This is a genomic window from Halalkalibaculum sp. DA3122, from assembly GCF_043951865.1.
Lineage (GTDB): Bacteria > Bacteroidota > Rhodothermia > Balneolales > Balneolaceae > JAMQKA01.
In genome coordinates this window covers 46927-61003 of the sequence record NZ_JBINJF010000012.1, presented here as the reverse complement: position 1 = coordinate 61003, position 14077 = coordinate 46927, and the positions used below count along the sequence as shown (strand labels likewise).

12 protein-coding genes are annotated in these 14077 nt (G+C 51.8%); 10 read left to right on the top strand and 2 right to left on the bottom strand.

The genetic code is table 11. The features are described 5' to 3' along the window. Positions 1-121: 121 nt before the first annotated feature. Both ACG2F4_RS10010 and ACG2F4_RS10005 read right to left on the bottom strand, forming a co-directional pair. Positions 122-397, bottom strand: a complete 276-nt coding sequence (locus ACG2F4_RS10010; RefSeq protein ID WP_395260326.1) for a YkoF family thiamine/hydroxymethylpyrimidine-binding protein — start codon at positions 395-397, stop codon at positions 122-124. Positions 398-417: 20 nt separating this feature from the next. Then, a complete protein-coding gene (locus ACG2F4_RS10005) occupies positions 418-630 on the bottom strand; it encodes a hypothetical protein (protein WP_395260324.1) in 213 nt (70 codons plus the stop codon). 334 nt (positions 631-964) lie between these two features. On the opposite strand from ACG2F4_RS10005, the gene hisG reads away from it, so the two are divergent. The 10 genes from hisG to ACG2F4_RS09955 all read left to right on the top strand — a co-directional run bounded on the left by hisG (position 965) and on the right by ACG2F4_RS09955 (position 14071). Further along, positions 965-1846, top strand: a complete 882-nt coding sequence (hisG, locus tag ACG2F4_RS10000) for an ATP phosphoribosyltransferase (RefSeq protein ID WP_395260322.1) — start codon at positions 965-967, stop codon at positions 1844-1846. Between the two features lie 64 nt (positions 1847-1910). After that, positions 1911-3197 carry a histidinol dehydrogenase gene (gene hisD, locus ACG2F4_RS09995; protein WP_395260320.1) on the top strand — a complete coding sequence of 429 codons (1287 nt, stop codon included), beginning with the start codon at positions 1911-1913 and terminating at the stop codon, positions 3195-3197. Positions 3198-3202: 5 nt separating this feature from the next. Further along, positions 3203-4258 (top strand): histidinol-phosphate transaminase, encoded by a 1056-nt coding sequence (hisC, locus tag ACG2F4_RS09990; protein WP_395260318.1) that lies wholly within the window; start codon positions 3203-3205, stop codon positions 4256-4258. Further along, complete coding sequence (hisB, locus tag ACG2F4_RS09985) at positions 4255-5145, top strand: imidazoleglycerol-phosphate dehydratase HisB (RefSeq protein ID WP_395260316.1); 891 nt, start codon at positions 4255-4257, stop codon at positions 5143-5145. The genes hisC and hisB overlap by 4 nt, the downstream gene beginning before the upstream one ends. Positions 5146-5147: 2 nt before the next feature. Then, a complete protein-coding gene (hisH, locus tag ACG2F4_RS09980; protein WP_395260314.1) occupies positions 5148-5759 on the top strand; it encodes an imidazole glycerol phosphate synthase subunit HisH in 612 nt (203 codons plus the stop codon). Positions 5760-6183: 424 nt separating this feature from the next. Continuing rightward, the gene (locus ACG2F4_RS09975; protein ID WP_395260312.1) at positions 6184-6870 is read left to right on the top strand and encodes a response regulator transcription factor; all 687 of its coding nucleotides are present in this window, start codon (positions 6184-6186) and stop codon (positions 6868-6870) included. Beyond that, positions 6857-8179, top strand: coding sequence for an ATP-binding protein (locus tag ACG2F4_RS09970; protein ID WP_395260310.1), 1323 nt, complete (start codon positions 6857-6859; stop codon positions 8177-8179). Before ACG2F4_RS09975 ends, ACG2F4_RS09970 begins: the two co-directional genes overlap by 14 nt. Positions 8180-8581: 402 nt before the next feature. Next, complete coding sequence (locus ACG2F4_RS09965) at positions 8582-9724, top strand: TolC family protein (protein WP_395260419.1); 1143 nt, start codon at positions 8582-8584, stop codon at positions 9722-9724. Between the two features lie 18 nt (positions 9725-9742). Continuing rightward, complete coding sequence (locus ACG2F4_RS09960) at positions 9743-10960, top strand: efflux RND transporter periplasmic adaptor subunit (protein WP_395260309.1); 1218 nt, start codon at positions 9743-9745, stop codon at positions 10958-10960. An 18-nt stretch (positions 10961-10978) separates the two neighbouring features. Next, complete coding sequence (locus tag ACG2F4_RS09955; protein WP_395260308.1) at positions 10979-14071, top strand: efflux RND transporter permease subunit; 3093 nt, start codon at positions 10979-10981, stop codon at positions 14069-14071. Positions 14072-14077: the final 6 nt, after the last annotated feature.

Genomic DNA, 14077 nt, shown 5'->3' with positions numbered 1-14077 from the left:
CCACCTTGCCTCTGCTTCTATCCAAATAACGGAGGAGGTGGGAGGTGGGAAAAGCGCAATACGTGCCCCACATCCCTGGCCTGACGGGAATACATATCACGCATAACGGTCGGACTCACCTCTACTCGGGGATGTTGAGCTGCTCAGTGTCGTCAACCGGGACCGGGTTAAGAAGCTCGATATGAAAACGAAACTCTTCCCCCTCGATGGTCATCGTGTCATAAATTTCACGGATCAACTCAAAAATAGTATCTGTTTCTCCTCGCACGCTGGTGGAAAGGTAATTGACATCCACCTCTACTTCGTGCTGGGCCACCATCTCGAGTAAAAATTCTATGCTCTCGCGCGGGTTTTGAGACTCAAGGGGAATATAGGTAAACTGGGCCGTGGTTATCATATAATCTGTATTCTGTTGATTTAATTTCTGTCGTTTGCCAAAGCGATAAGAATAACCGTTTGAATTAAATTGATCAATACAGAAGTGAAAATGTTTTCTCTTCCCATACCGGTCTGGCCACAGGTAACGAACTTCTTTGCTGGAAACAAAAATTTTTCCGGAACATTTCTTCCTGCTGCCAGTATAGGTATGTACAAGCTGCTATTTTTACGTTCTACCGTCGCAATACCCACACTCCAACATTGTAGACGGTTGTTGACCCAGACAGCCCCGTACATAATAATTTATCGTGTACGGGGCTTTTTTATTGGCTGCTTCCAGTAGTTTACATAGACCGTGATACAGCCTCGGCCGCCAGTTCATTTTCTTGCGTGCATACTTGGGTTTGAAATTGTATATTCAGGACTGATGGAAATTCGATATTCCCATATTCTCTCCCACGCCCGTCACGGTGGTGTCCATCACCACTAAACAGACTTTTTATATCTATACAGGTATTGCTACCAGCCGACTTCTTTACCATCTTCCATAACCATTTTCACAATACAACCAATTATTCTGCAAGCTATGAATCGATCTGCCGATACCAAGACCTCTTTACGCATTGCGTTGCAAAAAGATGGTCGCCTGACCGATAAAACCATTAACCTGCTGGAAGGCATCGGACTGCGCTTCGACAATTACAAGCGCAGTCTGATGGTGAAATGTCGTAATTTTGATGTGGAGCTGCTGCTCATTCGTGACGACGACATCCCGGAATACGTGCAAGACGGGGTCTGCGATCTCGGTTTTGTAGGAGCCAATGTTACGGCCGAAACCGGCGCCGATGTTACAATCCTCCGTGGACTCGACTACGGGGTCTGCCGGCTCTCCCTGGCAGCCCGTAAAAACGGGAATATCCAGTCCGTCCAGGATTTTGACGGGAAAACGATCGCCACAAGCTACCCGAACCTGACGCGGCACTACCTGCAGAGAAAGGGCGTTGAATCGAATATTGTGACCATCTCGGGGGCCGTCGAAATTGCGCCCCGCCTGGAGGTGGCCGACGCCATCTGCGACCTGGTTTCCACCGGCAACACGCTTAAAGCCAACGGCCTGGAGGAGATTGAAACCATTTTTGAGTCCGAAACCCAGCTGATCCGCACGAACAAGGAGCTTTCCGAGGGGAAAAAGAAGCTGATCGAAAAATTTATGCTCCGCATCGACGGCTACCAGCAGGCCGAGCGCAGCCGGTACATCATGATGAATGCCCCCAAGAAAGCGGTCCCGGAGATCAAGGATATCATCCCCTCGCTCAAAAGTCCGACCGTTATGCCGCTTGCTGACGAGGATATGGTGGCCATCCACACCGTTATCCAGGTAGAACAGTTTTGGGAAGTGATGGAGAAGCTGAAGGCAGCCGGGGCTTCAGGCATTGTCATATTGCCTATAGAAAGCATGATTGTTTGACAAACCTCCAAATTGTTGCAAAAAGGAATGCTTTTATCCTGAAGCGATGTTCAGTGAGTGAGTTATGAAAACGTATCAATTTTCCAATTTAGATGACGACCAGATCAAGGCGCTCTGCCGGCGTCCCAAGATGGATTTCCTGTCCGTTTTCGAGCAGGTCCGGCCGATTCTTGAGGATGTGGAAACCAATGGAGACGAGGCGGTGCTCTCGCACACCGAAAGATTCGACGGCGTACGCCCTGCCCCCCTTGCGATTAATCCGCATGAGATTGAGGTGGAGATCAATGCAGAAGTGCAGTCAGCGATCGACACCGCCTTCCGCAACATCTATCGATTTCACAAGGCGCAGCTTTCTGCTCCTGTCGAAGTTGAAACCATGCCGGGTGTTCGATGCTCCCGGGTAGCCCGCCCCATTGAGCGGGTTGGACTTTACATCCCGGGCGGGACGGCCATCCTGCCCTCCACGCTGATGATGCTGGGAATTCCCGCCATGCTGGCCGGGTGCACGCAGATTGTTGCCGCCACCCCGCCCAATGCTCAGGGGACGGTTGATGATGAAATGATCTATATCGCCCGCAAGCTTGGCATTACCACGCTTTTACTGGCCGGCGGGGCACAGGCGATAGCGGCTCTCGCATACGGAACTGAATCGGTTCCCAAGGTGGACAAGATTTTAGGGCCAGGCAACCAATATGTGACGGCTGCAAAAATGTGGCTGCAAAACAGCGAAGCGGGTGTTTCCATTGATATGCCGGCCGGTCCCTCGGAAGTACTGGTCATCGCGGATGAAACCGCAAATCCTACTTTTGTGGCGGCAGACCTCCTCTCGCAGGCTGAACACGGAGCCGACAGCCAGGTGGTACTGGTGGCTACGCCTTCATTTAACTTCGACCTCCTGGAAGATGAGCTCAACCGGCAGTTAACCCGGCTTCCCCGGGCAGAAGCGGCCACCGGCGCCCTGGAGCACAGTTTTGCCGTCCAGGTGGAAAACCTTGAAGATGCGTTCTATTTTTCCAACCGGTATGCACCGGAGCATCTGATCGTACAGTGCAGGAACCCCGAATCGATGACCGATCACATTCAAAACGCGGGATCTGTTTTCCTGGGTCCCTGGTCGCCGGAAAGTGTCGGGGACTACGCCTCTGGCACCAACCACACGTTGCCGACTTATGGCTATGCCCGGATGTACAGCGGCGTTTCGGTGGATTCATTTCAAAAATTTATCACTATGCAGCAACTGGACCGGGCAGGACTGGAATCCATTGCTCCATCGGTTACCAAGCTGGCTGAACTCGAGCAACTTGAGGGCCACAAACGTGCCGTCACCATACGAATTAATGACAACGACTGATTATTATGCCGAAAACAATCTCCATTGACGACCTGGTTCGTCCCAATATCAGAGCGCTGAAACCCTACCGGAGCGCGCGCGACGACTACGACAAGGGAACCCTGCTGGATGCCAATGAAAACAGCTACGGTTCACCCGTTCATGTTGAAGGGCTGAACCGCTATCCCTCCCCCTACCAGTGGGAGCTTCGCAGCAAGCTCGCGGACCTTCGGGGGGTCCGTACGGAAAATGTGTTTGTGGGAGTAGGCAGTGATGAAGCCATTGACCTGCTGATGCGGATATTTTGCGAACCCGGTCAAGACCGAATCCTTATCACGCCGCCTACCTACGGCATGTACGAGGTGTCGGCCAACATCCACAACATCCCGGTGGATAAGGTATTGCTGACCCCTGAATTTGACGTGGACCCGGAGGCCGTCCTGGAAAACGTGCGGGAGAATACTAAAATGATTCTACTCTGCTCCCCGAACAATCCGACGGGCAACGACCTGTCTGTAGACGCCATGAAACATATTGCCGGTGAATTTACCGGCATCGTCGTTATCGACGAGGCGTATGTCGATTTCAGTGACCGGGAAAGCCTGGCCGGCGAGGTCGCCCAATACCCCAACCTGGTGGTTCTGCAAACCCTTTCCAAAGCTTTTGGACTGGCGGGGATACGCCTGGGGATAGCCATAGCAGCCGAAGATATCATCCGGTATATGCTGAAGGTCAAAGCGCCCTACAACGTAAACTCGCTGACCTCCTACTACGCGCGCAAGGCGTTTGACAACCTGGAGTCTGTCCGTTTTAACATTGAAAAGATAAAAGAAGAACGAGATCGGCTGGCCAAGGCTCTCTCCATGCAGCCCTTCGTAAAGAAGGTGTATCCTTCGGATGCCAACTTCTTGCTCTTCAAAATTGAACACGCCCGTGCAGTCTACCAAAAGCTGGCTGAGCAGGGAGTCATTGTTCGATACCGCGGCAATGAACCGCGATGCGACAACTGCCTGCGCGTAACGGTGGGAACGCCCGATGAAAACGACCTGTTCCTTTCTACTCTCAAAGAGGTAACCGCATGAAAATTTGGATCCACAACGAAGCACTGGGAGCAGGACGGGAAAACCTGCTGTGGCCAGGAGCACTCTTTGGCCTCCATTACCTGCAGAAGCTGAATCATGAAATCGGCTTTGACGTTGACCTGCTTACCGATGCACAACAGCAGCTGCTGGAGAATGAACGGGTAGAATCGCAGTTTAACGCTCCCGGGGAGGCTGATCTTTCCGTTTCTTCCGGGGATGGCATGCACCTACAGGCCGAAACGTCCGATTCAACGGTTGCCGAAGTCAACGACTGGCTGAAGCTGTCACATATATTGTGTTTCCCGGAACGCACCGCAGAAATCAATCGGAAAACCGCCGAAACCGACATCCAGATTGCGCTGAACCTTGACGGAACAGGGCATGCCGATATTCAAACTGGTCTCAACTTTTTTGATCACATGCTTGAGCAGATCGCAAAACACGGGCTTATCGACCTGCGCATACACTGTGACGGAGACCTGGAGGTCGATGAGCACCACACCATTGAAGATGTGGCAATCGCCCTTGGAGAGGCTATCGCCGAGGCCCTGGACCACAAAATAGGGATTCAGCGGTACAGCTTTGTGCTGCCGATGGATGAAACAAAGGCTGAAGTGGCGCTGGATCTGTCCGGGAGACCCTACTTGGTGTTTGAGGCTGATTTTAAACGCGAAATGGTTGGAGATTTCCCCACCGAAATGACCGAACATTTTTTCTATTCACTGGCGATGAACCTGAAAGCCACACTGCATATTTCGGTTTCGGGCGCCAACGATCATCACAAGATTGAAGCCTGCTTCAAGGGACTGGCCCGCTGCCTGCGCGCCTCTGTAAGCCGGAGTGAACGACAATACAATATTCTACCCAGCACTAAAAACACCCTGTAACAATGATCGCTATTATCAACTACAAAGCGGGGAACCTGGCTTCCGTCAGTAACGCACTCGACCGGCTGGGAGCCGACTTCGTTATTACCAGCAACACCAGCGAGCTGAATGCAGCGGAAGCCGTTATTTTTCCCGGTGTTGGTCACGCATATTCCGCCATGGAATCACTGCGGGAAAACGGGCTCACCTCCTGGCTGAAAGAGACGGGCAAGCCTGTTCTCGGAATCTGCCTGGGGATGCAGCTGCTGTATGAATCGTCGGAAGAGGGAGACACCCGCGGGCTGGGCGTCATCCCGGGAAGACTCCAGAAATTTGATGCCTCCCAAGCAAAAGTACCCCACATGGGATGGAACACGTTTTCATCGGTCGAGCCTCATCCACTGTTAAAGGGAATTTCAACCGATCATTTCTTCTACTACGTGCACAGCTTTTACGCCCCGGTGAATGAATTTACGCTCGCCGAATGTTCCTACATCAACACTTTTGCAGCCGTGGTGGAACGCGACAACTATCTGGGCGTCCAGTTCCACCCGGAAAAATCGGGAGAGGTGGGATCAATGCTGCTCCAAAATTTCCTTATCCACGTCGCCAGCCAGTCGCAGATTAAGCTGTAGAACTATAAGCCGGTACAGATAGCGAACCGTATGTGTCCAGGCATCATCAGGTTCCGTGCATACATTCAAGTGCCTCACACGATTTCAGTATGAATTTACACAAGACCATGATACGCAATAAGTTACATTGATATTAAGACTGCAATAACTATAACAATGTGTAGCAGGTGGCGAAACTGGCCCACCAGCTGCGTTGATCATGGAAATCACTCGTTCGACGTATAGCGAAACGTTTCGATCCCGATTTCCAACGCATCTTGCGTACAAACCAATTTCCTGGTGAAAATAGCAGGTTAAGCTTTTCCCCTACATACTTCTGCGTGATTTCACTACTCACAAAAAGGTACAGCAAAATGAAATAAATAGTTTTCTCCTTTGTAGTTTGGAGCCGTCATCTGTTTTAACAAACCTTAAGCAAGGTACAATGAGAGCACTTATTGTTGAAGACGAACCCCTGCTGCATGACGAGCTGGAAGATCAACTTCTCGAAGAACAGTTCAATGTTGACGTTTCTGAAACCCTGCAGGAGGCCAGGAATCTGGTTGCGGCCGATGAATATGACCTGGTGCTGCTTGATCTCGGCCTGCCCGACGGAGATGGACTTGATCTCCTGCAGATGGTCAAACGTTTTTACAGCGATACCGCTATCGTCATCCTGACGGCCCGGGGTGAAGTGGAGGACAAGGTAAAAGGCCTGGAACTGGGCAGCGACGACTACCTGGCCAAACCGTTTTCCATGTCTGAACTCCGGGCCCGTATTCACGCAGTCTTGCGTCGAAGGTTCAAGATCAACGACAATGAGATATCGGCGGGGGCCCTGACGGTAAACCTCGATCACCTGCAGGTCCGCTATGGACAGCAGCCGCTGGATATGACCGAAACGGAATACAAAATTTTGCGCTACCTGGTGCTCAACAAAAATAAAACCATTACCCGGATTGCCCTGGCAGAACATATTTGGGGCAACAGTATTGATGACCGTTTTTCTCTGGACTTCATCAACTCTCACATGAAAAATATCCGGAAAAAACTGTCCGGGGCCGGTGCTTCCGATATTATTGAAACCGTCTACGGGGTGGGATACAAGCTGGAGGCACATGAAGCTGAATAATAAAATTCTGATCAGCAATATTGTGCTCACCACCATTATAATACTGTTGACCAGTATCGGCATGTACTACCTGGTGAATGAGACGATCTACGAAGAGCTGGACAACCACCTGCTGCGGCACAAGGTGGATCTTATGAACCAGCTGCAAAAAGATCCCTCCAGTCTTTCTCATATCCAGGATCTCGGAGGACTGGGCTCATACGAGTGGATCGACATTGTTCCCTACGATGGATCGGTGGAACCAAACAGCAATTCATTTACCTCGGTCGACACCCTGCGCTTCGCTGGTAAACAAGCAGCACCCCAGACCTATCGACGGCTGAAAACCACCGTTTCGGTAAGCGGAGTCCATTACACGGTGAGTATCTATGAAGAAGTGGCCGCCTGGGAGCGCATCAGCATGACTATCCTGTTCACCCTCCTTGCCGGACTCCTTATCTGGATACTGGTTCTCTATATCGTCAACCAGGTGGTGTTCGACAAGATCCTAACCCCGTTTTACAACACAGTGGAAATCCTGGAAAAAATTTCTGATCCGACAGACTTCGGGGACTCCTTCCCACAAACCACAACCTATGAAATCAACGTCCTCAACCAGGCGCTGAATACCATGATGGCGCAGATCCGTTCATCATTTGAAGACCAGAAAAAGTTTATTCAGAACGCGTCTCACGAGCTGCTCACGCCCCTTTCGATCATCCGGCAAAAGTCCGAAAAAATTCTTTCCCAATCAAATGAACTGGACCAAAATATCGTAGAGTCTGCCAGCGAAATACAGCAGACCGCCATACGCTTGAGCCGCCTGAGCAACGCTCTTCTGCTGATAAGCCGGGTGGAAAACAAGCAATACGCCCTGGATGAGCAGGTTAATATCCAGGAAGTGACCCACGAGGTGCTCGAGGAGCTGTACGAGTTCATCAACCTGAAAAATATTTCCCTGGACAAGCAGTTCAATACCCAAATTACCGTTGAGGGCAACAGGGAGCTGATCCATTCGGCTATCTACAACATTATACAAAATGCAGTAAAATTTTCGCCGGAGCACGCTACCATAACGATTGCTACAGGTCGGAACGACGGGTATCCCCGGCTTTCCATTCGAGACCAGGGACCGGGAATTCTACCTCCCCTCCTGGATTCTCTTTTTGACAGGTTTAAAAAGGGATCCAACCACTTTAGTGAACTGGATGAGGAGAGCAGTCCCGGCCTCGGACTCTCCATCGCACAGAGTATCTGCCAGCTGCATGGGTTTACCTGTACCGCAGGCAACTTGGTAGAGGGAGGGGCCGAAATTGGAATTCAGTTCTGATCCTTAAAAACAGCGGCGTCTGTTTTGTGTCAACTCACGAGCGATTGTTAAACCTGAACCGGGTTGTATAAACGGGATATAGCATCAAATTACAACCGGAAGATTCTTCTCTCGACGAAAGACGGCAAAATACACCGGGTATTTCCGATGTGCTATTGGCAAATAAATAGTTAGCCTGCCTAAAGGATGACCAAATTTCATCCATAGGTTAATCGCTGCAAAATACCGGTTAAATCCATTTTCTCTACAGATTTGGTTTTTAGTTTTGAATTGGTAAACGATAACACTCAAAGCTGAAAACCGATGGTCGTTTCGGTCATTTTTGCGCTTCTTTTCTCTTTACCCATAAGTCCTCCGGACAGTGTGGCGCTCTCTGATTTGGGAGTCAAAAAGGCCCTTTAAATTGCGTACGAGCATAATCCCAAAATAAACCAGCTATTGCACCAGATTGAAGCCCAGCGCCAGCAGGAGACCCTGGGCCTCGGCATTCGCAATCCTGAAATATCCTACTTCCGGGAAGGGATTGGCGAAGGAACATTTTCAGAACAGCGGTGGTCGGTCTCGCAACAGCTGGATTTTCCGCTGACCAGTTACTACCGGTATAAAAGCGAGCAGGCCACCACCCATTCACTGGAGCTGCAGCTTGAGGCATTGAAGCTGCAAGTCAAGAGACAGGTAAAATCGGCTTATACCACCCTGGCTTACGCCATCCGGCAGGAAAACCTGGCACAGGAACGAGTCGAGCTTTTTGAGAGCCTGCACAAGGCGGCACGGGCGCGCGCCGATCTCGGGGAATCATCCGGGATCGATGCCATGCAGGCAAACCTGCAGCTCAGGGAGGCACAAAACAGCCTTGAACTGGCCGACAACCAGATTATGGAGGCCCGGTACGATCTTTTTCAAACCATCGGACTAGACCCGGAAGCACAAACCTACGATATCAGTTTCCCAGATACACTTCGATATGTGGAGATCGACGTCACCCAGCAAGAGATTTTACAACGGCTGGAAAGCCATCCACAATTGAAACAGATCGACCGGGAACAACGGGCTGCAGCCTATCTGACCAAGGCCGCTAAAAGCACCTATTTTCCCGATTTGAGCGTGAGCTATTACCGGCAGGATTTCGGTGGGAATTATGATTTCTACGGCTTTGAAGTGGGAGTAAGCATTCCGCTCTGGTTCGGGGCCAACACGTCCAAAAGGGTAAAGCAGGCCAAAGCCCAGTACCGCACGGTCGGCTGGGCATTCGAAGACAACTACCTGCTGATCAAAAAACAGGCTGAACAAGCGTGGCACGGTTATGAAACGAGCCGTACCAATATCATCCGGTTCCGCGAAAACATCCGGGACGAATCGATTGAGCTGGTTAACATGACGCAGCGAGGATACCGCATGGGAGAACTGGATCTTCTCACGCTGCTGGAAGCCCAGCGCACCTATCTGAGAACCCAGGAAGCCTACTATCAAACGCTCCGCAACTATTACCTGAGAATTATTGAACTAGAGCAGTACCTCCAGACCGATATCATATTTAATGAGTAAATAACCACTAATATCATTATGAATGTTTTATCAACAAAAGTACCGCGCCCGCTCCATTTAGCCGCTGTTTTGCTGGCCGCCATGCTCTGGTCCAGCTGCGGTGGTGGAACGGAGACAGAACAGGGGAGTGAAGTTTTGGCCACCCCTCCCTCCTTGTCCTCCCATCAGGCGGAGGTAGTACGGCTTTCGGAGCAGCAGGCCGAAAATCTCAATATCCGGACCTACTCCGTTGAGCAGGAAGAGGTCACCTTTACCATCGATGCGCCCGGCCAGGTGTTTGCCGCCCCCCAGCGAATTTCTGTTGTCAGCGCTCCCATCAACGGTCGCATCTCCAACATTTACGTGCATGAAGGAGAACGCGTTGAACGCGGAGATCCCCTGCTGGACCTGGAAAGCCTGGAATTTGCCAATCTCGCAGCCGACTACCTTGAAGCGAGGGCCGAGATAACCTACCAGCAACAGCAGGTAGAACGGCTGAAAGTGCTGACCGAAGAAAATATTAGTCCACGGCGGACGCTGGAACGCGCCCAGGCCGATCTTTTTAGAGCCCAGGCAAAACAGAGTGCCGCCCAGGCCCGCCTGCGGGCAGTGGGCATAACGGAGCAGACGATCCGTCAGTGGGATCCCGCCACGCCCGACCCCGTCGCCCGGCTCACTATCTACGCTCCCATAGGCGGCGTGCTGAACCAGCACCTGATAGAGCTCGGAGAGTCGGTTAATGCCTATGAAGAGTTACTGGATATTATTGACAACACCGAGGTTTTGGTACGGGGATTTGTATCTCCTGCCGACGCGCCGTTCCTGAAAGTGGGCAGCCAGCTGGTCATTACTGAACGATCCGCGGACGGTATTCCCCAGTCGCACATGCTGGACGCCACCGTCACCAGTATCAATCCCGCGCTGGACGAGACCAACAAATCGATCGTTTTAAACTCCATCGTAAAAACAGAAAACGGGTGGCCGATTGTGGGACAAAATGTTCGCCTCCGGTACTCGGCCCAACCCGGGAATGATGCCATTAGCATCCCGATGTCAGCGATCCAGTTTGACGGTTCTGATGCCACCGTTTACGTGCAGCGATCGGCCCTCGAGTATCAAAAACGGGTGGTCTCAATACAGCGGATGACCCAGGACCACGCAATCATCGGTTCCGGACTGGAAGCGGGGGAAAATATTGCCGTTACGCAGGTATTCAGTCTCAAGGCCCTGGAGCGTTTTGAACAGTTTGCCGACTAACTTTTATTGTCTGCCATTATGTTAAACCGAGTTATCGATTTCAGCCTTCGACAAAAATTTGTTGCCCTGTCGCTGGTGGTGCTGATGGCCGCCGGGGGGATCTTTTCGTTATCCAACATCCCGATCAACTCCCAGCCCGACGTCACCCCGGTACAGGTGCTTGTCATTACAAAGGCCGGTCGTTATTCCCCATACGATGTGGAACGGCTGGTAAGCTATCCCATCGAAACGGCCATGAACGGTCTGCCGGATATTAAAGAAGTGCGCTCCATTTCTCAGTTTGGACTTTCAGCGGTCACCATTGAATTTGAGGAGGGTACGGATATCTACTTCGCACGGCAGCAGGTCAGCCAGCGCATGCAGAGTGTTGCAGGCGAACTCCCCGCAGGAGTCTCTTCGCCCCAGCTGGGTCCCATTTCAACGGCTCTCGGGGAGATCGTGCAGTATGTCGTTCGGGGCGACCAGCACTCCCTGACTGAACTCCGAACCATCCAGGACTGGCTTATTGCTCCCCAACTGAAAACGGTACATGGCGTTACTGAAATTAACTCCTTCGGCGGTTTTGTAAAACAGTATGAAGTGACGGTAGATCCCGACAAACTCAGGAATTTCGGCATCGGGCTGAAGGATTTGACCGGCGCCATCGAAAATAACAACAGTGTATCGGGGGGCAATTACCTGGAGCACAACCGGGAGCAGTATATCATCCGGGGATTTGGCCAGATCGGGGATCCGAAAGACATTGAGGATATCATCGTAAAAGAGCTCGACAACCGGCCGATATTTGTTAAAGATATAGCCGACGTGCAGCTTGGCCGCCAACTGCGCCAGGGGGCCGTAACCCAGGATGGACATGGAGAAATAGTGACCGGCATCGTCATGATGCTGCGCGGGGGCAACGGGCGGGAAGTAATAAGCGATATCGATGAAAAAATCGAGGAGGTCAACAGAAGCCTGCCCGAAGGTGTATATATTGAAAAGTTTTACGACCAGTCTGAGCTCGTCGACCGCACGACCGACACGATTGTCACCAACCTGGTGGAGGGCGGATTTTTTGTCATCGCCGTGCTGCTGCTTCTGTTGGGCGAAATTACCGGGGCCCTGATTGTGGCTTCCGTAATTCCCCTGTCGATGCTCTTTGCGTTTATCGGCATGGAGCAGCTCGGGCTGGCGGCCAACCTGATGAGTCTCGGTGCTATCGACTTTGGGATGGTGGTAGACGGGTCGGTGGTGATGGTGGAAAACATTGTGCACAAATTGAATAAAGACCGAGCCGAAAAGTCGCGTCTCCAGGTGATACGGGAGGCGGCACATGAAGTGGCCCGCCCCATCTTTTTCGGCGTGCTGATTATCCTGATGGTGTATGTACCTGTAATGACATTCTCAGGCATGGAGGGCATCCTCTACCGGCCGATGGCTATTACGGTAGCCACAGCGGTGTTCGGCTCTCTCATTCTTGCATTGGTTTACGTCCCGGCGTTAACGGCAATATTCTTTCGCAAGGGAGTCAAAGTCCGCAAAAACTATGTCATCAACTGGCTGCGCCCGCGCTACCAGAAATTTCTTGAAATGAGCCTCAACCGAAAGGGAGTTACGGTGGGGGCGGCGGTTGCCGTTTTTGCCGCGTCAGTGGCGTTGATGCCGTTCCTGGGAACGGAGTTTCTGCCCGAGCTGGATGAGGGATCCATCCTGATTGAACAGGTCCGGATGCCTTCCGTCACTCTTGATGAATCGGTGGCCAATGCAAACTGGCTGGCGGGACAACTCACCGAAAATATTCCCGAAATTAAAACGGTAGTACCCAAAACAGGCCGCTCAGACCTGGCCAACGACTGGATGGGCGTCCACCAGACCGACGTGTGGGTTGTACTCAAACCCAGAGAGGAGTGGCGCGGAGGTATAACCAAACAGGATATCATCAGCCAGATCAGGCCCTACCTGGAAACCGAACCGGGACTCTCCTACAATTTTACCCAGCCGATCGCCATGCGCGTGGATGAGTTGACAAGTGGAGTAAAGTCGGACCTCGCGGTCAAAATTTTTGGAGAAAACCTGGACACGCTGAAGGCGGTCGGCCAACAGATTTCCGGCATACTCAGTACCATTGAAGGGACCGACAACCACTACCTGGAACAAAGCAGTGGTCAACCCTACTTCAATGTTGAGATCGACCGTGAGGCGGTCGCTTCCTACGGGTTGAATGTCAATAATGTTCAGCATGTCATTGAAACCGGCATCGGGGGAAGTACCGCGGGGGAGATATTTGAGGGCCAGCGCCGTTTCGATATTATTGTACGGCTGCCGGAAGATCTCAGGGATAATTTCCAGGATATCATGGACGTCCCCCTGCAGCTGCCGGACGGCGGATATATTCCCCTGAAACAGGTGGCCCACATTTATGCAGAAGAAGGACCCCGCGAGATAGCACGCGAAAACGGCTGGCGCCGCACAATCCTTGGGATCAATATCAGGGGTGTCGATACCGGCACCTACGTCGGAAACCTGATGGAGGCTATTGATGCCAATATTCATATCCCGGCGGGATATTTCATCCAGTACGGCGGTACTTTCGAAGACCAGCAACGGGCAATGAACCACCTGCTGATCGTAGTGCCGATTTCCCTGCTCATTATTGTCGGCCTGTTGTATATGATGTTTGGCAAGTTCCGTTTTACAATGCTCATCTTCCTGAACCTGCCGATCGCCCTCTCCGGCGGAATTTTCATCCTGTGGCTGCGGGGACTCTACCTTTCGGTCTCCGCAAGTATCGGGTTCGTGGCGCTGTTCGGGGTGGCGGTCCTCAACGGCATTGTACTTGTTTCTCACCTGAATGACCTGCGAAAAGAGGGCGAATCCCTGAAAACGGCGGTCATACAGGGTGCAAGTGACCGGCTGCGGCCGGTATTGATGACGGCGCTTGTCGCCAGCCTCGGATTTATCCCGATGGCGTTTAATGTCGGACCGGGCTCGGAAGTCCAGCGCCCCCTTGCCTCGGTCGTTATCGGGGGACTCATCACCTCAACCATGCTTACGCTGCTGGTGCTGCCCACCATCTACCACTGGATGGAGAAGGGCAAAACCCTGGAAAAGGAAGAAGATACTTTTAACTGAAACGGA